16 protein-coding genes are annotated in these 21,359 nt (G+C 48.9%); 10 read left to right on the top strand and 6 right to left on the bottom strand.

Translation table 11 applies throughout. The features are described 5' to 3' along the window. Positions 1-76 precede the first annotated feature (76 nt). The 9 genes from V7S65_RS12350 to V7S65_RS12310 all read left to right on the top strand — a co-directional run bounded on the left by V7S65_RS12350 (position 77) and on the right by V7S65_RS12310 (position 15,497). Entirely contained in the window at positions 77-478 is a 402-nt protein-coding gene (locus tag V7S65_RS12350) for a c-type cytochrome (protein WP_336386914.1), read from the top strand. 12 nt (positions 479-490) lie between these two features. After that, positions 491-2,749, top strand: coding sequence for a DUF7133 domain-containing protein (locus V7S65_RS12345; RefSeq protein WP_336386915.1), 2,259 nt, complete (start codon positions 491-493; stop codon positions 2,747-2,749). Between the two features lie 238 nt (positions 2,750-2,987). Next, positions 2,988-5,459 (top strand): glycoside hydrolase family 95 protein, encoded by a 2,472-nt coding sequence (locus tag V7S65_RS12340; protein WP_336386916.1) that lies wholly within the window; start codon positions 2,988-2,990, stop codon positions 5,457-5,459. A gap of 175 nt (positions 5,460-5,634) precedes the next feature. Beyond that, positions 5,635-6,225, top strand: coding sequence for an RNA polymerase sigma factor (locus V7S65_RS12335; RefSeq protein ID WP_336386917.1), 591 nt, complete (start codon positions 5,635-5,637; stop codon positions 6,223-6,225). A gap of 92 nt (positions 6,226-6,317) precedes the next feature. Next, on the top strand, positions 6,318-7,316 hold the full coding sequence (locus V7S65_RS12330; RefSeq protein WP_336386918.1) for a FecR family protein: 999 nt from the start codon (positions 6,318-6,320) through the stop codon (positions 7,314-7,316). 299 nt (positions 7,317-7,615) lie between these two features. Further along, entirely contained in the window at positions 7,616-11,038 is a 3,423-nt protein-coding gene (locus tag V7S65_RS12325; RefSeq protein ID WP_336386919.1) for a TonB-dependent receptor, read from the top strand. 20 nt (positions 11,039-11,058) lie between these two features. Further along, positions 11,059-12,825: a RagB/SusD family nutrient uptake outer membrane protein gene (locus tag V7S65_RS12320; protein WP_336386920.1), complete on the top strand. Its 1,767-nt coding sequence runs from the start codon at positions 11,059-11,061 to the stop codon at positions 12,823-12,825. Between the two features lie 32 nt (positions 12,826-12,857). Then, a complete protein-coding gene (locus tag V7S65_RS12315; protein ID WP_336386921.1) occupies positions 12,858-13,841 on the top strand; it encodes a BT_3987 domain-containing protein in 984 nt (327 codons plus the stop codon). A 57-nt stretch (positions 13,842-13,898) separates the two neighbouring features. Next, entirely contained in the window at positions 13,899-15,497 is a 1,599-nt protein-coding gene (locus V7S65_RS12310; RefSeq protein WP_336386922.1) for a GxGYxYP domain-containing protein, read from the top strand. A gap of 60 nt (positions 15,498-15,557) precedes the next feature. Here the strand turns inward: V7S65_RS12310 and V7S65_RS12305 are convergent, their stop codons facing one another. The 4 genes from V7S65_RS12305 to V7S65_RS12290 form a co-directional block, all read right to left on the bottom strand. Further along, positions 15,558-15,944 carry a DUF3037 domain-containing protein gene (locus V7S65_RS12305; RefSeq protein WP_079470166.1) on the bottom strand — a complete coding sequence of 129 codons (387 nt, stop codon included), beginning with the start codon at positions 15,942-15,944 and terminating at the stop codon, positions 15,558-15,560. After that, positions 15,922-16,725, bottom strand: coding sequence for a HipA family kinase (locus tag V7S65_RS12300; RefSeq protein WP_079470165.1), 804 nt, complete (start codon positions 16,723-16,725; stop codon positions 15,922-15,924). The genes V7S65_RS12305 and V7S65_RS12300 overlap by 23 nt, the downstream gene beginning before the upstream one ends. A gap of 84 nt (positions 16,726-16,809) precedes the next feature. After that, a complete protein-coding gene (locus V7S65_RS12295; RefSeq protein WP_336386923.1) occupies positions 16,810-17,877 on the bottom strand; it encodes a winged helix DNA-binding domain-containing protein in 1,068 nt (355 codons plus the stop codon). A 53-nt stretch (positions 17,878-17,930) separates the two neighbouring features. Continuing rightward, positions 17,931-18,872 carry a helix-turn-helix transcriptional regulator gene (locus V7S65_RS12290; protein WP_336386924.1) on the bottom strand — a complete coding sequence of 314 codons (942 nt, stop codon included), beginning with the start codon at positions 18,870-18,872 and terminating at the stop codon, positions 17,931-17,933. Positions 18,873-18,980: 108 nt separating this feature from the next. Between V7S65_RS12290 and V7S65_RS12285 the strand changes: the two genes are divergently transcribed. Further along, a complete protein-coding gene (locus tag V7S65_RS12285; RefSeq protein WP_336386925.1) occupies positions 18,981-19,928 on the top strand; it encodes a hypothetical protein in 948 nt (315 codons plus the stop codon). Here the strand turns inward: V7S65_RS12285 and V7S65_RS12280 are convergent. Both V7S65_RS12280 and V7S65_RS12275 read right to left on the bottom strand, forming a co-directional pair. Next, on the bottom strand, positions 19,917-20,315 hold the full coding sequence (locus V7S65_RS12280) for a winged helix-turn-helix transcriptional regulator (protein ID WP_336386926.1): 399 nt from the start codon (positions 20,313-20,315) through the stop codon (positions 19,917-19,919). The two genes, V7S65_RS12285 and V7S65_RS12280, sit on opposite strands and share 12 nt — an antisense overlap. Before the next feature lie 169 nt (positions 20,316-20,484). Next, on the bottom strand, positions 20,485-21,336 hold the full coding sequence (locus V7S65_RS12275) for an aldo/keto reductase (RefSeq protein ID WP_336386927.1): 852 nt from the start codon (positions 21,334-21,336) through the stop codon (positions 20,485-20,487). Positions 21,337-21,359 lie beyond the last annotated feature (23 nt).

Below are 21,359 nucleotides of genomic sequence, written 5' to 3'. Positions count from 1 at the left end.
TAATCATTTATTATGCCCTCCCGCTTTACTTGCACCAACATTCTATTCCACATTATTTATAATTCTTTATTGAGATATGAAACGTTTAGCTATTCCTCTTTTTTTAGTGATGTGTGTCATGGGTACCGTTAATGCTCAAACGAAACCGGCTGCCAAAAAGGCGACTGTCAAAGCTTCTCCCAAAACAACTACTGCACCGGCTATAAAACCACAGGATATTGAAGAAGGCAAAATGTTGCTGACTAAATCTGATTGCCTTGCCTGTCATAAAGTGGACACAAAAGTAGTAGGACCGGCTTATGCTGATGTGGCAAAGAAGTATCCGTATTCTGCTGCAAACGTCGAGATGTTGTCGTCCAAGATTATCAACGGCGGTTCCGGTACCTGGGGAGCAGTGCCAATGGCGGCGCACCCCGCGCTGACGGCCGCAGATGCGAAGAAAATGGTCACTTATATTCTCTCTTTAAATGCTAAATAAAGTTCCGCGTTCATGAAAAGAAATTCATTACTGGCAATGATGCTGGCGGGCTTCAGCCTGTTTATTTATCAATGCAGGGTATCCAGTAAAACCAGCGGTATCAAAAAAGATGCAGCCGGCAATATTATAGTGAACCCGCATCCTTCCCCGGCATATCAAACCGTAAAGGAAAGTATGAAATCCATCCAGGTGCCGGCCGGTTATCACCTGCAGCTGGTGGCCAGCGAGCCAATGATCAAAGAACCCGTAGCGATTGTATGGGACGGCAACGCGCGGATGTATGTGGCAGAAATGCGCACTTACATGCAGGACATCAACGGTACCGGGCAGCGACAGCCCATCTGCCGTATATCCTTACTGGAAGACACCAACGGCGATGGTACGATGGATAAAAGTTCCACGTTCATCGACAGCCTGGTACTGCCCCGCATGATGTTGTGTGTAGGACATAAGCTGCTGGTAAATGAAACCTTTACCTATAATATCAGGAGTTATGAAGATACCAACGGCGATGGCGTGGCAGATGCCAGCGAGTTGGTGTACAAAAACGATAAGCCCGATACCCGCAACCTGGAACACCAGAAGAGCGGCCTCGTATGGAATATGGACAACTGGATTTATGTAAGCTGCGACCCGGTACGTTATCGTTATGTGAGCGGGAAACTGGTACCGGATAGTTTAACCAATTCACCCGGAGGACAGTGGGGATTAGGAAATGATGATTACGGGAGATTGTATTTCTCCAGTGCAGGCGCCGAAATTCCGGCACTGGGTTTCCAGATCAATCCTGCCTACGGTTTCCTGAATCCCAACGATCAGTACGACCGCGATTTCCTGGCGGTATGGCCCATCATTGCCACCCCGGATGTACAGGGCGGTATGAACAGGTTACGCCCCGATACGACACTTAATCACTTTACCGCCAGCTGCGGGCAGTCGGTGTTCAGGGGAGATGCGTTGCCCGCTGATCTGAAAGGCGACCTGCTCATCTGTGAGCCGGTAGGCCGCCTGATCCGCCGTACGAAAGTATCTGAAGTGGATGGTAAGATTACGCTGAAGAACGCATACGACGGCCAGCAGGAATTTATCACTTCCTATGATATGAACTTCCGCCCGGTGAATACTGCCACTGGTCCGGATGGCTGTTTGTATATCGTGGATATGTATCGCGGCATTATCCAGGAAGCCACCTGGACAGCTGAAGGCAGCTTCCTGCGCCCGCGCATTCTGCAAAAGGGACTGGACAAAAATATTGGCCGCGGCAGAATTTACCGGCTGGTACATGACGGTTATAAGCCAGATGCGAATCCTAAATTGCTGGATGCGCCTGGCAGTACGCTGATCACCTGGCTTGATCACCCCAATGGCTGGTGGAGAGAAAACGCACAGAAGGAAATTATTGCCAATGGCGACCTGTCTGTAGTACCTGCACTAAAACTTATTGCCACGGGTAAACATACCACCATTGGAAAAACCACCGGTGCACTGGCACGTATTCACGCCCTGTGGACACTGGAAGGTTTGCATGCCATTGATAAAGAAACATTGTTTACCGCCTTTGGCGATACAGCTGCGCAGGTGAGAAAAGCTGCCGTATGGATCAGCGAAACCTATCTGAAAGAGAATGATGAAGCCGTAATCAGCAAACTGGCTTCGCTGCAACATGATCCTGCAGCCGCTGTGCAGATACAGCTGGTGTTGTCGTTATCTGTAAGTAAATCCGAAAAAGCAAAAGCTTTGCAAACCGCGATGGTGAGTAATTCCGCTTACACAAAAATGCTGAGCAGCGTTGCTAACAGCGTGGAAGTAAATAACAACACCAAACTGTTTGGCGGCCGCCTGGCCAACATGCCGGCAGCGCATCGTAATCTTATTCTGAACGGGGCTAATATTTACAAACAGCTTTGTTCTACCTGTCATGGTCCGGATGGCAAAGGCATTGTAGTTGGCGGCGGTACTGCTGCCGCACCGCCTTTTGTAGGTTCCAAACGGGTAAGCGGCGATAAGGAACTGATGATGAAAATTCTGCTCAACGGTTTATCCGGTCCTATCGACGGCAAAACCTACACCGATGTAATGGCGCCCTTTGGCGCTACCAACACCGACGAATGGGTGGCTTCTATCCTAAGTTATGTGCGGTATAACTTCGGGAAAAATGAAAAGGGAAGGTCGCCGGTAGTGGACGTGGAAAGCGTAAAGAAAATGAGAGCGGCTACCGCCGGTCGTGATAAATTCTGGACGCTGGAAGAACTGGAGCAATCTGCCAGGTAGATCAACGGAGAATATCATCATAATCCCCTGCTATCCGGCAGGGGATTAGTTATTAATATGAAAGGATGCTGTATGTAAAGAATTGCAATTATAAATTGTATTTTGATCCGGCAAGCGGATTTTTCCGGGGAAGAAATGCCGCAGGCGTAATGACCGGGCGGCAATAAGACCGGTAACCAGTTCGGCGTTTTGAAAGAAAACCGCCGGAGTAATTTATTCCACTTAACTGTAAAAACTCATGCGAAGGAACAAACACACTATAGCCGTTTGCGTTATAGCATTGCTAACATCGCTGCCCGCGTTGGCGCAGCGCACGGAGCTGAAACTCAGGTACGACCGTCCCTCAGGCAAAGTATGGGAAGCGGCACTGCCGGTAGGCAACGGCCGCCTGGCTGCAATGGTATATGGTAATCCCGGAAGTGAACTGATACGGCTAAACGAAAATACGGTATGGAGCGGCAGCCCCAACCGCAATGAAAATCCACATGCGCTGGCCGCGTTGCCGGAAATCCGCCAGCTGATTTTCGATGGCAAAATGAAAGAGGCCAGCGATATAGCAGCAAAAAATATCCAGTCAGAAAAGATCAACGGCATGTGCTATCAGCCGGTGGGCGACCTGGAACTGGCATTTCCCGGTCATGAGCAATACACCGGTTATGAACGGGAGCTGGATCTGCAAACAGCGGTAGCCGCTACCAGCTATACCGTAAACGGGGTAAAGTATACCCGGCAGGTATTTGCCTCTATACCGGATCAGGCGATTATTATACAGCTTACCGCCAGTAAACCCGGCAGCATTACTTTTAACGCCGGCATGAAGAGCCCGCAAAAATCGAATATAGTCACCAGCGGAAATAATGAACTGGTGTTATCCGGTATCAGCGGGGATAAAGACGGTGTGCCGGGTAAGGTGAAGTTCCAGTCGCAGGTAAGATTTAAAACCAGTGGTGGTAAAACTGCCGCCGATGGTAACACTGTCAATGTTACCGGCGCCGATGCGGTAACTATCTACGTGTCAATTGCCACCAACTTTGTAAACTATGCTGATCTGAGCGGCGATGAAGTAAAGCGTACCACGGCGTATATGTCGAAGGTATGGCCCAAGCATTTCGCAAATCTTTTAAAGGATCACATAGCGACTTACCAGCACTTCTTTAACCGGGTACAGCTGGACTTAGGTACCACCGATTCTATCAAAAATCCAACAGACATCCGCCTCAGGGATTTCAGGAATGGCAACGATCCGCAGCTGGTAACACTGTATTTCCAGTTTGGCCGCTACCTGCTGATAGCCGCTTCACAACCGGGTGGTCAGCCGGCAAACCTGCAGGGAGTCTGGAACCCGCTGATGAATCCACCGTGGGGAAGTAAGTATACTATCAACATTAATACAGAAATGAATTACTGGCCTGCGGAAGAAACAAACCTTTCTGAAATGCATGAGCCATTGATACAAATGGTGAAGGACTTATCTGTTACCGGCCGGGAAACAGCGAAGGTAATGTATGGCGCCGGTGGCTGGGTAGTGCATCATAACACAGATCTGTGGCGTATTACAGGCCCGGTAGATCCTATTTATTACGGTTTGTGGCCAATGGGTGGCGCATGGTTAAGCCGGCATACGTGGGAGAAATATTTGTTTAATGGCGATAAGAAATACCTGCAAACCGTGTATCCTGCATTAAAAGGCGCCGCGCAGTTTTACCTGGATTTTCTGGTAGAAGAGCCGGTACATAAATGGCTGGTGGTATCGCCTTCCATGTCGCCGGAAAATAATCCGAAAGCCTATCCCGGCGTATCGATATCGGCAGGCACCACGATGGACAATCAACTGGTATTTGATCTGTTTACCAATACCATCCATGCCGCAGAAATCTTACAAACTGATAAAGCGCTGGTGGAAAAAATGAAGGCGGCACGTAAGCGTTTGCCACCTATGCAGGTGGGGCAGTATAACCAGTTGCAGGAATGGTTGCAGGATCTGGATGATCCAAACGACAAACACCGTCACGTGTCACATTTATTCGGATTGTATCCAGCCAACCAGATCTCGGCCTACCGCACGCCTGCTTTGTTCAGCGCTGCGCGCACCTCGTTGCTGCAACGAGGCGATGTGTCCACGGGTTGGTCGATGGGCTGGAAAGTGAACCTCTGGGCGCGTTTGCTGGATGGCAATCATGCATGGAAACTGATTAAAGACCAGCTTACCCCATCGGGCGTAAATAAAGGAGAGAACAGCGGCGGTGGTACTTATCCCAATCTTTTTGATGCGCATCCTCCTTTCCAGATTGATGGGAACTATGGCTGCACCGCAGGAATCTGTGAAATGCTGCTGCAAAGCCAGGATGGCGCTATCCACCTGTTGCCGGCCCTTCCGGACGACTGGAAGAATGGCCGTGTGAGCGGCTTACGTGCGCGTGGTGGTTTTGAGATCAAGGAAATGGTGTGGGAAAATGGTCAGCTGAGTAAAATCACAATCCGTTCCACGCTTGGTGGCAACTGCCGCCTGCGCGTACCCAATGCGTTGAAGGAAAACGGACAACTGAAAGCAGCTGGTGGCGCTCAAACCAATCCTTTCTTCGAAGTAGCGCCCACTGCTCCTGCTTTGGTGAGCAACAAAGCAAAGGTGGAGGAGTTGTCTTTGCCCAATACGATATTGTATGATTTGGATACGCAGGCGGGGAAGACGTATACTTTTGTAAGGCAATAAATAATTAATATCTTTTGTGTAAGCAAAGACCGGTGGGGGCTTCCTTCGCCGGTCTTTCCTGTTTGTTGATGTACGATTTTGAAAAAAAAGTTTACTTTCGGGTTATAGCGTCGAAGGATCATTTAAGGAGTCAACAAATCAGATCAACCACCATTATTATTTTATACTACCGGATTTGGAAAATACTAGGGAATCACCGGATGTGCAATTGATTCTTCGGCTACAGGCGGGAGATGAGACGGCGTTCCGTGAAGTGTTTGACCGGTTTAGTCAGAAGATATACGGGTTGGCTTGTCATTTCCTGAAGAACAAAGACCAGGGCAAGGAAGTGGTGCAGGAAACGATGTTGCGACTTTGGGAACACCGGTTAAAGCTGAGTGTGGACTATGCCCTTGCCCCTTATGTATATACTATTGCACGACGGGTTGCCTTAAACCTGTTACGGCAGGCCGCCAGCAGCCGTGCAGCTTCCCTGAAACTCTGGGAATCTATTCCTGCCTACCATAATGATACGGAAGAAACCGTGCTGGGCGCAGATCTCGAAAGGATCACGGGACAGATATTGAATATATTGCCTCCCCAGCAACAGGAAATTTTCCGTTTAAGCAGGTTTGAAGGGCTCACCTATGAAGAAATAGCCGTTCGTATGAATATCTCTCCTCATACTGTTAAATATCACATGATGGCTGCGCTGAAGGTATTGCGTACCCATTTTAACGAAGCCGAAATTGTTTTTGGCTTCCTGGCATTCTCCCTGTTATTTTAAAAAAAAATATTTTTTTTGACTACCCGACAGGTATCCCCTGCGTGTATTGCATTATACCGGCTTTTTTCTGCCCGGGATAAATTGTATTTCACGTGGATGAACATCGTATACATCTTTTGTTGACAAAACTGGCAGGCAACACCATCAATGAACAGGAATTTGAAGAATTGATGTTGCTGTTGCGGCAGGCTGAATCTGATGATGCCGTTCAGTCGCCATTCGACAAAACCTGGTCGGGGCTCACACCGGCCACGCAGCTGTCGCCCGGAGAAGCCCGGTCACTCTATGATCAGATTAAAGAGAACCCCCGTTTTTCCCAAACGGAGGATGTTCCTGTTTTAAAACCCCATCGCTGGCTCGCCTATGCCGCGGGGATACTGGTACTGATCGGTGCTGGCCTGGCCGCCTGGCTGCTCATGAAACCATCCCGGAAACCTGCTTTGGTATATGAGGAAGTATGGGCGCCCGCAGGCAAGCGGGTACGGCTGGTACTGGAAGACAGCACCGAGGTGTGGCTGAATAACGGCAGTAAACTGCGATATCCTGTTGCCTTTACCGGTAATACCCGGGAATTGTATGTTGAGGGAGAAGCCTGTTTTGATGTTACCCGCAGGGATCAGCAGCCGTTTATTGTGCATAGTGGTAATGTGGCGGTGAAGGTGCTGGGAACAGTGTTTAATATACAGGCCTACCAGCAGGCGCCGCTGGCGGTAACGGTGGTTAGCGGAAAAGTGAGTGTGGCAGCGGGAACTACGGCATTAGGCGTATTACATCCCAACGAAAAACTGGAATATGAAGCAGTAAGCCGGCGTGCAAAAATTGATACAGTGAATGCGGAAAACCTGCTGGCCTGGAAAAAAGGAGAACTTATTATGGACGATGTGACAATGGAGCAGGCCGCCGCCATCATTGGCCGGTGGTATAATGTGCAGGTGGAATTGGGGAATGACGCCATCCGCAACTGCCGTTTTTCCCTTTCTTTTTTGCATGGGGAAAGTATCGGGGAAGTGATGAAAATGATCTGCGAATTGAACGGATGCTCGTGGAAAATGAGAGGCAGCACTATTATTATCAGTGGAAAGGGATGTTAACACGGTTTACTTGTATTCATCATCATAATCACGTACCATGAAAAAGTTCCACTTCGATTAGCCTTTACAGCGGCAAAAAAATACGTTATGAAATCAGTTTAAAAAAGTATCGCCGTGGAGGCAACCACGACGATACCTGAAAATTGGTTACAGGTGCAGGCAAGCACCTATAACCGGATGGTTTTTAAACTCAGTATGTCAACCGATTAAAACCAAACAAATCTATGATTTTTTCAGTAAGTAAGGGACGGATGCGCCCTTATGAGCGTCTTATCCTGAACAAAACAATCCTTTGGATTATGAGATGTTCCACGATAACACTGGCCATATTGCTTTTTGGTTGCCAGTTACTGATGGCAGGCAGAACAAACGGCCAGGATATCCACCAGACAAAAATTGCACTGGGTGTTTCCGGCAAAAGCCTCGAAGCCACGTTAAAAGAAATTGAGCAACGAACAGATTTCCGTTTTGGTTACAGGGTTGCGGAACTAAGCCGCATCGGGCAGGTAAACCTGCCTGCGGGCACACGGACCGTTGCTGCCACACTCGATCTCCTGCTGGCAAAAACAAATCTCACCTACCGGCAAAACGACCGGTATATTTTTATTGTACCAAAGCCGGCTCCTCCCAAAACGGTGGTGCAGGAAAAGCGTATAGCCGGCACAGTTACCTCTACCAAAGGTGAATTGCTTCCGGGGGTAAATGTGCGACTGAAAGGCACCTCTACAGGCGCTAATACCGATGCGGAAGGGCACTTCAATATCCCTGCCGGCAACAATGAAAATGCTATCCTGGTATTTTCCTTTATCGGGTATGTTACGAAAGAAGTACCTGTTGGCGGACAATCCCGTATCGATGTGCAGTTGAAAGAAGGCTCCACTGCACTTGGAGAAGTCATTGTAGTGGGTTATGGCACACAACAGAAAGCAACTACTACCGCAGCGGTATCTACTGTGAAGGGAAAGGATTTTGCACAAAAGCCGGTGGTCAATCTTACCAATAACCTCGTAGGACGTGCGCCCGGCATTATTGCAGACCAGGGCAGCGGCGAACCTGGCCAGGACGGCTCCCGGCTTCGTATCAGAGGCACCTCCACGTTAGGCAACGCCAACCCCCTGCTGGTAGTGGATGGCATTTACCGTGATTTTTCGCGGCTGGATCCGGCCTCTATTGAGTCTGTCACCATCCTGAAAGACGCGGCAGCAGTAGCGCCTTATGGCCTGGCTGGCGCCAACGGCGTGATACTGGTAACCACTAAGAAAGGTAAAACCGGTGTGCCTACGCTGTCCTATAATGGTTATGCAGGCATCCAAAATCCAACACGCATGCCCAAAATGGTTAATTCCTGGGAGTATGCATTATTAACCAATGAAGCCAACCGGAACAGCGGATTAAATCCTGCTTTTACACCGGAAGAAGTAGAGCAATATAGAAAAACTGTTACCGGCGCAGCAGATGCCGATCCCGACAAATACCCCAACAGCAGCGGGCTCCGTGATGTTATACAAAGAAATGCTCTGCTCACCAATCACAATCTGCAGCTTTCCGGCGGAACAGAAAAAGTCAGGTATTTCACCGCCTTCAGTTATACTAACCAGGACGGACAGTTTTCTACCACCAACCTGAAAAAATATAACGTATTGGCCAACCTGGATGTACAGGCTACCAGCACTACCCGCGTAGGGCTATCGCTGAGTGGCTGGGTGGAAAACCAGCAGTATTCCGGTTATGCCGATCCTTACAACGGAGATGCCAACAACCGCTATGCTGCCGCCGGCGGAGGAATTATGTACCAGGCATTCAGAACGCCGCCTACATCTGCTATTTACTATAGTAATGGATTGTGGGGAAGTTATATTACCAATTCACTTGTGGGTACCATTAACCATAGTGGCTATGTGAAAAACGAGAATACGCAGATTATGACCACCTTTTCAATAGAGCAGCAACTGCCTTTCCTGAAGGGCCTTAGCATTAAAGGAGTGGCCAGCTACGATCCCTATACCACGTACACCAAAGTATGGCAAACACCTATACCAACCTACAGCGTAAACTTCAGCACTAACCCATACGAATATACGCAACGGCTGATTGGCCCTGCGAAACCGTCGCTCCAGCTGAGCAACAGCCAGAATAAAGCGTTTACCTATCAGGGGTATATCAACTACCACAACACCTTCGGGGCGCACGATATTACATTCCTCGGCGTAGCTGAATCTCGCATTCAGAAAGGCTGGAACGTAGATGCCAGCAGGAGGAATTACCCGATAGATATTGATGAACTGGACAGGGGAGGGGTGGCCAACGGTGATATCAGTAATGGCGGATCCTCTTCTGAACAGCGGCAGGTGGGTTATGTATACCGGTTGAGTTACGGTTACGCCGGTAAGTACCTGGCGGAAGTATCCGGCAGGTATGACGGTCATTATTATTTTGCTCCCGGTCGTAAGTACGGTTTCTTTCCGGCGTTTTCACTGGGCTGGAATATAGGCCAGGAGAACTTTATAAAGGATCATTACAGCTGGATCAATTTGCTGAAGGTCCGGGCCTCCTATGGAGAATCCGGTAATCTTGCCGGCGGTCCGTTCCAGTATATGAGTGGTTATGCCGTTTATAATAACGCAGCAGTATTAGGTAATGCGCTTACTACAGGGATCTATGAAACGATCCAGGGAAATACCTTTATCACCTGGGAGCGGGCAAAGAAAACAGATATAGGTGTAGATGGAATTTTGTGGGATGGCGCCCTCTCGTTCGGCGTGGATTATTTTTATGAAAAGCGTTCAAACATGCTGGTGCCGCCCACGGTAACAGTGCCGGCAGAATACGGTACAGGGCTGTCTGAATTAAATGCCGCCATCATGAGTAACCAGGGGATTGAGCTGAGCGTGGGTACTGCGCATATTTTTTCCAACGGGTTAAAGCTGGAAGTAAACGGCAACTTTACCTATGCACAAAATAAGCTGTTACAGGTATTTGAATCGGATGCCACTTTTAATAATCCCAACCGCCGTCGTACCGGCCGGGCCAATGGCACCCAGTTTGGATTGAAGGCGCTGGGCTATTATAAACCCGATGATTTTAATGCAGATGGAACGCTGAAAGCAGGTATTGCTTCGCTGGCCAATGCACCGGTGAAGCCGGGAGATCTCAAATATGCAGACCTGAGTGGCCCGGATGGTAAAGCCGACGGCGTGATAGATGATAATGATGAAACCGTGATCGGTCGCCCCAATGGCGTACCGCAAATGATCTTCGGCTTATCTCCTGCTATCTCCTGGAAAGGTTTCGACCTGAACCTCTTGTTACAGGGCGCCGCGCAGATCAGTTTGCCGGTAGGTGGCAACCTGGTGTATCCTTTCGACCAGCAAGGATCTGCCAGCAAGTTATATTATGATAATCACTGGACGCCTGCCAACCCGGATGCATTGTATCCGCGTACTACCAATCAGCCAGTGGCCTATAATACCCGGTTCTCTTCCTGGTGGGTGCGGGATGCATCCTATCTGAAGCTGAGAAGCGCGGAATTTGGTTACACCCTGCCGTCTTCCCTCACCAAACGCTGGTATATGCAACAACTCCGCGTGTATGTATCCGGACAGAACTTATGGACATGGACGCCGAATATGAAGGAGATGATTGATCCTGAAGCCCGTTCTTCTAACGGACAATATTATTTCCAGCAGCAGGTATTTTCATTCGGACTGAACGTAACCTTTTAATATCCAAACCGTCAACAGCCATGTTCAAGATAAAACAATACCTTTTAATACTGACTGCCACCCTCCTGTTCATTTCCTGTAAAAAAGATTTCCTGGATGTACAGGCGCGTGACAGGGTGGGAGATGATGCCGTATGGGCATCTACCAATAATGCCGATCTCTTTCTCAATGATATTTATAACCAGTTGCCGGATATGAATAATGAAACGGAACACCTGGAACAGTATACGGATAATTCGGATGTAGGCGTTACCTGGATGGCCGGTTACAGCAGTATCCGGGTAGCTAATATCACGCCTTCCAACCTGCCCCGCGGACCGTGGGATATGTGGTACTGGGGAAAAGAAAGTAACAACGACAGTCGCACCGGGAATTACGAGAAGATCCGGAAATGCAATCTCTTTATCACGAAAGTGGGCGCATCTGCGTTGCCGGAGGATTATAAAAAAGAAAGGATCGCCGAAGCGCGCTTTTTAAGAGCTATGTACTATCACTGGTTATGGATGGCTTATGGTGGCGTGCCTGTTATTACCAATGTGCTGGATAATCTTACCCAGGGGGATGATATTTATGTACCAAGAAGTACCTCAAAACAAACATTTGAATTCATCGATAAAGAACTGGGGGAAATTGCAGACATCTTACCTGAAAAACAGTCAGAACCCGGCAGGGCCACCAAAGGGGCTGCACTTACCCTGAAAGGATGGTGTGAACTGTTTTATGCCAGCCCGTTGCGCAATTCCGGTGATGTGGCCAATCCCGGCGGCGACCTTGAAAGATGGAAACTGGCCGCGAAAACCAATAAGCAGGTAATAGATCTTGGAGTATATGACCTTTATCCCGACTTCCGCAACCTGTTCCTCCGGGTAGGCAACAACAGTACAGAATCCATTTTTGCCAGGCAGTATATGGAAGGAAAAGGCGGACAGCTGGAAGGTAAGGAAGGACCTACCATTGTAAACGGTGTACAGCAGGCATGGGGTAATTTTCAGCCTACACAGGAACTGGTGGATGAATTTTCGATGGCCAACGGTAAGGCGATTCATGAACCGGGTTCGGGCTATAATCCACAGCAACCATACGTAGGAAGAGAAAAAAGATTTTATCAGACTATTCTCTTTAATGGTTCGCCCTGGCAGGGTGATACCCTTCGCATGGTAGTAGGGCTCGGACGAAAAACTGCCAATGAAATTGATCTGGGATATACCAGTGATGTTACCCATACAGGTTACTATGCCTGTAAGCGGCTGGACGAAAAGATTCTGGGGAGTGATAACCGCGCCAACAGCACCTCTTACCAGAACTATATGTTTTTCCGCTTTGGAGAAGTGTTACTCAGTTTCGCAGAAGCAGAAAATGAAGTGAACGGACCTACTGCGGAAGTGCTGGCGGCGGTGAATAAGGTGCGCACACGCGCCGGTAACCTGCCCACAGTAGAAGCCACCTACGGAACAGTGAATAAACAGCAGATGAGAGATATCATCCGCCGTGAGCGCAGGGTGGAACTGGCTTTTGAAGACAGGCGCTGGTGGGATGTGCTGCGCTGGAAAATAGCGGACCGTATGATGGATGGTTCAACAGGTGTGTTAAACCGGCCGGAAAAAGGCATGGTCATAACGGGAACGGCTACCCTCACTTATACGCCGGTGAATGTGAGCAACCGCCTGTTCCTGCCAAAGATGTACATCATGCCTATTCCGCAGCATGTACTGGATCGTAATCCGGCGATCCGTGCCCAGAGCGGTGGGGAAGACAACTGGCAGAACGGGCAGAATCCCGGGTATTGATTTTTGCAGCAACCTTCTTTAATTCCGATTTTATGAACAGATTATCCAGCTATATTTTTTTCCTGCTCATCACAGGTCTTATTGTTTTCACCGCTTGTAAGAAAGATCGTGTCGCCACGTCAACTGTGTACATGCCCAACGCATTGGGTGTAGTAAAGGTCACGTTTGAGATGGCAGATACGCCTTACACCATACCGGTGAGCGCGGTTATAACCGGCGCTGAATATGCTACTGTGACCAATGCGGTAGCGGGAAGTGATATTGTGGTACACTTCAAGGCAGACCCGGAAAAGGTGGCTTTCTTCAATGAACAGAATGGCACTGATTACCGCGTATTACCTGAAGGCAGTTACGAAATGCCTGCTACTGCTACTATTGTTAAAGGCACTTCTATTACTGCTGCAACAGGACTGGCAATCCACGCCAAAGGAAAAATAAATCCCTTCCAGGATTATATGATCCCCGTTAGTATTGAAAGCATTGAAGGAGCCAACGCCAGTGCCTACCAACAAACTACTTATTATGTGGTAAATGCTACAGCGGATCTGAACAGCATGATACCTTATGATCAGGCTAAATGGACCATTGCCGGTTTTTCCACGGAAGAACCAGCGGAAGGCGGTGGAAACGGGCTGGCCGCAAGAGCGATAGACAATGATCCATCCACCTTCTGGAATTCCAAATGGTCGGGTGGTGAGCCCGGTCCTCCCCATTATTTTATAGTAGATATGGGAGAAGAGAAAGCGGTACATGGCATCGGTATCATGGACCGTTATTTTGAGGGCAGCTGGCAAACCGATGGTCATGGTCAACCCCAGGATATAACCGTTTCCGTTAGTACGGATAATGCCACCTGGACAGAAGTGGCTGTATTAAAAGATATACCGCATGATCCCGGTCAGCCCTGGTACAAATATTTTGTATCTACGCTAAAACAGGCGCGGTACGTGAAGTTCACCGTAACAAAAGTATACGGCACTTCCAGCACCAACATCGCGGAAGTACAGGTGTTTTAACGCAAATGCCACACTGTTTCTATTTATTTTTTATCACCAACTGATCACATTTCTTATATGAGAAATAGCCATACTTTTATCTTTTTTATAGCCACCATGCTGGCCGTTGTTACGGCCTGTGGCAAAAAGAATACTACCGAAGTAGCCGTAGTACCACCACCGGGAGCAGATACCGTTGTATTGAAGAAAGGGGTACTCCATCAGAAGGGCGCTGCCCTCACAGCGCTGTGTGTGATCCCGGCCAGCTCGCTCACCGCCGAACAAAAAGTGCTGATCGCCACACTCCAGGGAGTAGTAGCGAAAACTTCCGGTGAACAGATCTATATTGATGAGGGAGGCGCTTCTTCCGTATGGAAAAATTATCTTTCCGAAAAATATAAAATAAGGATTACTAACTATACGTCATGGGCGGAACTACTCCGGCACTTCGCCCCTAAAGTGAGTGGCTATGTGCTGTACAACCGCACTAAAAATATCCGCTCTCTCACTGCCGCAAATTCCCTGTGCGGACCCATGAATGCCATTGCAGTGGATGCCAGCCTGGAAACGGCTGTTATCACTGCCGGTATAAAGATAAAGAAAGCGGATATGCGTGCACGTGATGAGAAGTGGGTATGGGAACATTATCCTGCAACATTCAGCCGCTCGTTGGCAGCAGAACAGAACCCTGCTATTGATCACCACCTCCGGGATTACATTACGCTCACCAATGCGTTTACTTTTTACGACGGCGAAACGCCCTGGCGCGCCGATGTGCTAAAAGCCCTGCAGCCGGAAGCCTTTTGCTTCGGATACGGGAAGGAAGAATTTTCGATGGTGGCAAATGCAGCTGCTGCCGGCGTTGTAATGTTGCCAACAGACCTGGCCGCTAATCTTGCGCCATTGAGCAGTGTGTATGACGAAGCGCCGTTGAAGCAGCAGGGCCGCACCACACCGGCGGCAGAACAAAATGTACACTACGTTACTTTCCTGCTGAGTGACGGCGATAATGTAGGCTACGATCTGTGGAGCATGCAGCAATACTTCAGCCATCCGCTGAGAGGCACATTCAATATGGGCTATACTATCAGCCCTTCCCTGGTGGACCTGGCGCCTGCCGCCATGCGGTGGTACTATGAAAAGGCAGCTAATACAGATAAAGGCAGGGATTTTTTTGTAGCCGGACCAAGTGGAAGTGGATATACTTTTCCCAGCAAAATGCCGGCCGCCGCACTCGACCAGTACGTGCAACGCCTGAATACCTTTATGGCAAAATCCGATCTGAATATCGTGAATATCCTGGATCAGGGCGCCCTGGAAAGAATGGATCTGTGGGATAAATATCTCGCACAACCTAATATAGATGCCCTGCTGTATACCGGTTACGGAGAAGCACCCGGTGGCAGTATCCGCTTTTCTGCCAACGGGAAACCTGTTATAGAAGCCGGCGATAACCTATGGGCAGGGTTGGAAGAAGAAGCTACTGTGATCAGTAATATCAACGCCAGACCTGCAGACCCGTATAGCCGTTCAGGTTATACACTGGTGTTTGTACATACCTGGACAAAAGATATGTCGGCCATAAGTACAGTAATAACTGGCCTGAACAAAAATGTACGGGTAGTTACACCAGATGCCTTTGTGCAGCTGGTCCGTAAAAATCTCGGAACAAAATAACGATTGCCTTAAAATGCAGATGCCGGGTTATTTACCCGGCATCTGCATTTTTTGCGTTATTTAAAGTACCAGCTGCCGGTGCAACCGCATCAGCGTATCTTCCGCATCAGCGCTGCAAAACCCGGGATGCACCCTCGATGTTTGTACCACACTGCTGCGCGTGGCAGTTAACCAGCGGAAGCGGCTGGCGAGATCCAGCGCCCCGATCGGGCCACCTGCTTTGCTGCCTTTGGAAATTTCCACAAAGGCGTCGAGGTAGGGGCGGATGGTGTTAACATCCGTTTCCGGAGAAAGTGCGTGTAGTTTTTCTTCGTTTAATGTATATACTGCCCGTAAAAATTTTTGTTGCCTGCAATAGAGAATAACACCAACATTCAGAAATTCTTCCCGCTCTACGCTTGGCACCACCCGTATTACAGCGTACTCATATAAGTGATTGTCTTGCATGTTGTGCTTCTTTTACAAAAATTCCGGAGTGGCTGATCCGGTTTGTTAAAAATTCAAAATATACCTGGCGTCTTTCTTCCGGTGTAACATCGTTGCTATCTTCACTACGCAACCATTCTTCGGGAATGATGTTTACAACGGCGCGTATCCGCTCCGGCGTGAGGATCAGGTTGAAAGCGGCATCTACCTGTTCCAGCTCACTGGCCTGTGGCAGCAGCACATGATCTTTTACCTGTACAAAAGGACGAAGGGATTGTTCCTGCCAGTTTTGCCAGGAGTGATGGAAATAGAGCGAGGCGCCATGATCAATAAGCCACAGTTCATTGCGCCACATCAGCATATTGGTGTTGCGGGCGGTGCGGTCTACATTGGTCAGGAGGCAGTCCAGCCACACGATCTTCGACGCTGTTAACGCATCAATGGTATTTACCGTAGGGTCGTAGGTGGTAGCGCCGGATAAATAGTGCAGGGCAAGATTGAGGCCCACACTTTTTTTCAGGAGGTCCTGTATTTCTTCATCGGGTTCTGTACGGCCAAAAGCAGCATCGAGATTGGCAAATACGAGTTCCGGTATTTTCAGTTTGAGTATCCTGGCCAGTTCGCCGCCGATTAATTCTGCGATGAGTGCTTTTACGCCCTGGCCTGCGCCCCTGAACTTCAGGGCATACAGGAATCCGTCGTCTGCTTCGGCGATGGCCGGCAGCGAACCACCTTCACGTAACGGCGTTACGTAGCGGGTTACATTCACCGTTCTTAGCTGAAGTTGAATATCGTCTATCATCTGATAATCTGGTTATCGTTTTCTTAATATGAGTCTATAGTCAAACAAAGTAACCAAATATCAGGCACTTTTTGCCGTTGGGCTTTATATGGAGGTGACGCTTTGCAGCTTCTTCCCCATAAAAGCCGCGTAGGCGGCAGCTGCGGTGTCTACTGCTGCTTTTTTGCCGGGACAGATCAGTTGTGTGGCCACAGTAATATGCCGACTGCTTTCTTTCCGGTTCCAGATGCCGCTCACCTGCCCGTTCACCACCACTACAGGTTTAAAGATGCCATAACCGGCGGTGGACTGGTGCTCGGCAGGGAGGATATCGCAGCGGTCTTTATAAGCCACGGCGTATTCATCGTAGCTGGGCAGAAGGAATGTGGAGGAAACCGTGCGTTTATTTGCCGGTGCGCCCGCAGCAAACCAATAGGCTTGCCCGTTAGCAACGGTATGGGAAAGTTGTTCTTTGTTGAGGTGCAGTCCTGTTTTGATATCGGCGATATTTAACCCGCTCCACCACTGGAAATCCTGGATGGTGGCGGGGCCTCTGCTGCTGAAGTAACATAGGGTGAGGCGGGCGATAGCTTCTTCGCGGCCAGGTGCAGGCGCATCGGGTACGCGGTCGGAGAGCAACGCATAGGTAAATTGTTTTCCCTGGCGGGGGCCGCTGCAGATGAGTCCTTCCAGCTCCGCATCCATCAGGAGGAATCCCAGCCGGATATCATCGGTGTTGATCTTTGCTTTGGCGAGCAATGGAAGGAGGGCTGTGCGCGTGAGGAATTTATGGTCGCTGAGCGCTTTGGTGATAATGTTGTTGCTCCGTTTCAGGTCTTTGTCGGAGATGCCCAGTTTTACGTGCAGTCTTTTATTAAAGGCTTTTATTTTGGGAGCGGTCAGTTGCAGCATCCAGCGGATATCTTCCGGCGCCACAAAGTGCCAGGTGGGGCGCAGGATATGGGTGCGCAGGATTTTTCCTTCGTTAAAATCCTTTTCAATGGAGGCGTCGGTACTGCCTTTAATACGGTTGCCGATGGCCCATTTGGCGCCTGCATAATCCTGGGCCTGTATGCAGCCCATCCAGCGTACCAGGTCGGCGGGCCGGGTAAAACGGGAATGGAGGAGCTGCTGCTGATGCAGCCGGTGTTGTATGATCTGCTGACTGTTCATATTCCAAAATTACCGGTGGGGTGTGACAACGGTATGTCAGTTGGGAAAACGGGTCAGGAAACTTTTTTCAGCATTTCCTTCAGCCGGTCCTTTACCAGGGTTTTAAGGGAAGCAGGGCTAATAATGTCGGCCTGATCAGCGAAGGTGATATACCACCGGGAAAATGCCTGTATACAGGGCGCCTCAAATTCCATACGGGTGTGCGTTTTACCTGCTTTCTCACTGTTAAAGCCGTAGTTATATTTCTGTTCTGTAAGATACCGGGCCATATCGTTATGCACGTTGATCACTACCGGGAACGACTGTCCGTTATCTTTAGGTTTGTTTGCCAGGTATTCGGTCAGGGAGATGTGTTGCCGGTGGAATGGCCGGCCGGTATCTTTTACAGAAAGCATCCGCTCTGTTCTGAAAGGATGATACTTTTTGGAGGTGGTACAGAAGGCGATGGCATTCCAGCTGCCATTTTCCCGGAAGATACCGATGGGTTCTATATCCCTTTCATTAATGCCGGTTTCGGTAGCATATTGGATATGCAGCACTGTCTTTTCACCTACTGCCCTGATGAGCAGGGGAAGGGTATCATTGAGCAGGTGATTATGTTCGGATACTTTATGCTTAACGGCAATATTTTCTTCCAGGTCTTCCAGCACTTTTTTCTGTGCATTGCGCAGCACGGCTTTTACTTTGAACATCGCGCCTTTAAAGCGTTCGCTGTTTTGCAGGTCGGCATGATGTTCCAGCATTTTTTCTGCCATCAGGAAAGCAATTACTTCTTCTTCGGTAAACATTACCGGTGGCAGGCGATAACCTTCCATAATGGAGTAACCCAGTCCTTTTTCGCCGATAACGGGTACCCCGGCCTGTTCCAGCGAACGTACGTCGCGGTAAACAGTACGCAGGCTCACATCAAAGCGGTCGGCAATTTCCTGGGCCAGCACCAGTTTTTTGGATTGCAGATGTATGAGGATGGCGGTTAAGCGGTCGAAGCGGTTCATCGTGGTAATCAGTTAACAGGATTAAGGAAACTAAATTACTGTTTTCCCCGGATATCGTTTTTGCGCCGGGAGTATTACCTTTGCCGGCACAGATATTTGCTTAAAGTTATGATGAAACGTTTGTTTGTTATGGTATGCCTCCTGGCGGGATGGATAACTGCCAGTTTTGCGCAGTCGGATGAATACCTGAAAAAGAAGAATGTGCCCGATACTATTTTACAAAACCGCACCCTGTTACTGGCAGGCACTTTTAATGCACAGAAGGCATTGCTGCAATTGTTCCCAGGAAAATATTATAATCTTACTAAAGATAATTACAGGAATGAACTGATCAACTGGGAATGTAAAACCTGTAAGCCGAAGCCTTACCCGGATGTAAACGAAGATGGTAATCCCGCCTTCCCTTATCCTGAAGGCGTGGCCACCCGCCTGATCAACGAAATGGATTTTAAAGACTCCACGGGTTTGCAGTATAAAGTGATCAGCTTTAACCATTCTGTATTTGATGAAGAAGGTTTCCAGACCTCGCGCTTCACCGGTGGCTTACTGGGCCTCGCCAAGTTTGTACTCACCGATGAAGGCTGGAAGTTACGGATGTTTCAACCTGCCATCAGAGCGTATGGCGCTTTTTCAAAATGCCCTACGCCAAAGCCATTACTGATAGGCAATGATCAGTATGCGTTTATGATTAAACATAGTAATGGACCCGGTGGCGGTCCGTTCGACGGGGATTATTTCCTGATTGCAGGTATCAATGGCGGTTACCAGCAGGTGATGGCCGCTTATGGTGTGGAAAGAACCGAAGCAGAAGAAGGGTTATCCAGCTGGAGCAGCGGGTACACGGTGTCTGCGGGCGATAAAAAGTACTTCCGTGATATTGTGATCACGTTAAAAGGAACCGCCACTGCTACGGACACCGACCAGCTTCCGGATGAAGTGAAAAGCCTGCTGAAAGGCAAAAAGAAAATACGGTTTACAGCCGTGAAAAGATATGTATACATGGGCAGCAAAGGCTATCAGCTGCAATTGCCCGTGAAAGCCACGCTAATCAACTGATGCCACTTCCAGGGCGGGTATTTCCATGCTGCGCCCTGTGATCTTTTTCCGGTGCATTGTTCCCCATACGGTTAATGAATGGAGCACATCTCCCAGGGTATCGCTGTAGTCAGTCAGCTCGTACTCCATAAGGGTACTGCCTTCCGCTGCCGGTATTCTTCTCACAAAACCGTTCATCTCCATATCTTTCAGCTCATTCGACAACACCTTTGCCGAAATCCCTTCCACTAAACGCTGCAGTTCATTAAACCGCCGCCTGTGGTCAATAAGGGCCACAATAATCTTCAGTTTCCACTTGCCACCGATGGCGTACATCGCGTCTCCCACGGCAGCGAGAGAGGCGGCACATACTTCCGGTGAAGGATGACGTTTTTTATCCACTTGCATATATTTTAACTTACCTGGAGGGTTAGTAGCGGCCTCAAGGTAAGGTTGAACAGATAGTTACCAAAGGTAAGTAGTTTTGGAAAATAAAATTCCTGAAGCCGGTTTACGGACTTTAAATAAGAAAGGGGAAAGCGACCACGCCTTCCCCTTTCTTAAAATCACCTGATTGTTATTTGCTGAGTAATTGAAAATCTTCTTCAGATAATTCAATTGCTCCTGCTTTAAGATTTTCTTCCAGGTGGGCAATGCTTTTAGTTCCCGGGATCAGCAGGATATTGCTGGCGCGTTTCAACAGCCATGCCAGTGCAATCTGCGCGGTGGTGGCGTTGTGGCGGGCGGCAATTTTACTGATCTTTTCTTCCAGCGTATGCGGACCGGAAGCCAGCGGGTACCACGGAATAAAGGCAATGCCTTTTTCAGCAGTATAATCCAGTACGGATTCCCACTGGCGGTTACCGAGGTTGTACAGGTTTTGTACCGATACAATGGGGACTATTTTTTCTGCCTGTTGGATCTGCTCAATATTTACTTCAGACAGCCCTACATGCTTAATCTTACCCGCTTTCACGGCGGCCACTACCGGCGCCAGAGTTTCTTCCACCGGGATGTTGGGGTCTATGCGGTGCAACTGCCAGAGATCTATCACATCTGTTTTCAGGTTCTTGAGACTGGCATCGATGTCTTTGGCAATCCATTCCGGGCGGCCATCAGGTACCCACTGGTTGGGGCCGGGGCGCTGGAAGCCGCCTTTGGTAGCGATAATGAGCCCTTTTTGATATGGATGCAGGGCATCTGCAATGAGGCGTTCATTGGTACCAGGACCATAAGCCGCTGCGGTATCAATAAAGTTTACACCGGAAGCCACTGCCTGTTGCAGTACCTTAATGGCGTTGGGACGGTCGGTTGCATCACCAAACACACCGTTGCCGGTTAATTGCATGGCGCCGTAACCCACGCGGTTAATATTGAACTCACCTCCTAAAAGAAAGGTGGTGGCGGGAGATATTTGTGTTGTTTCCATTTTTTTATGATTTGATGGGTCAA

This window comes from Chitinophaga sp. CCNWYY40 (assembly GCF_037483205.1).
In the GTDB taxonomy this organism is placed as follows: Bacteria; Bacteroidota; Bacteroidia; order Chitinophagales; family Chitinophagaceae; genus Chitinophaga; species Chitinophaga ginsengisegetis.
This window is presented reverse-complemented; position numbering and strand designations above follow the sequence as displayed.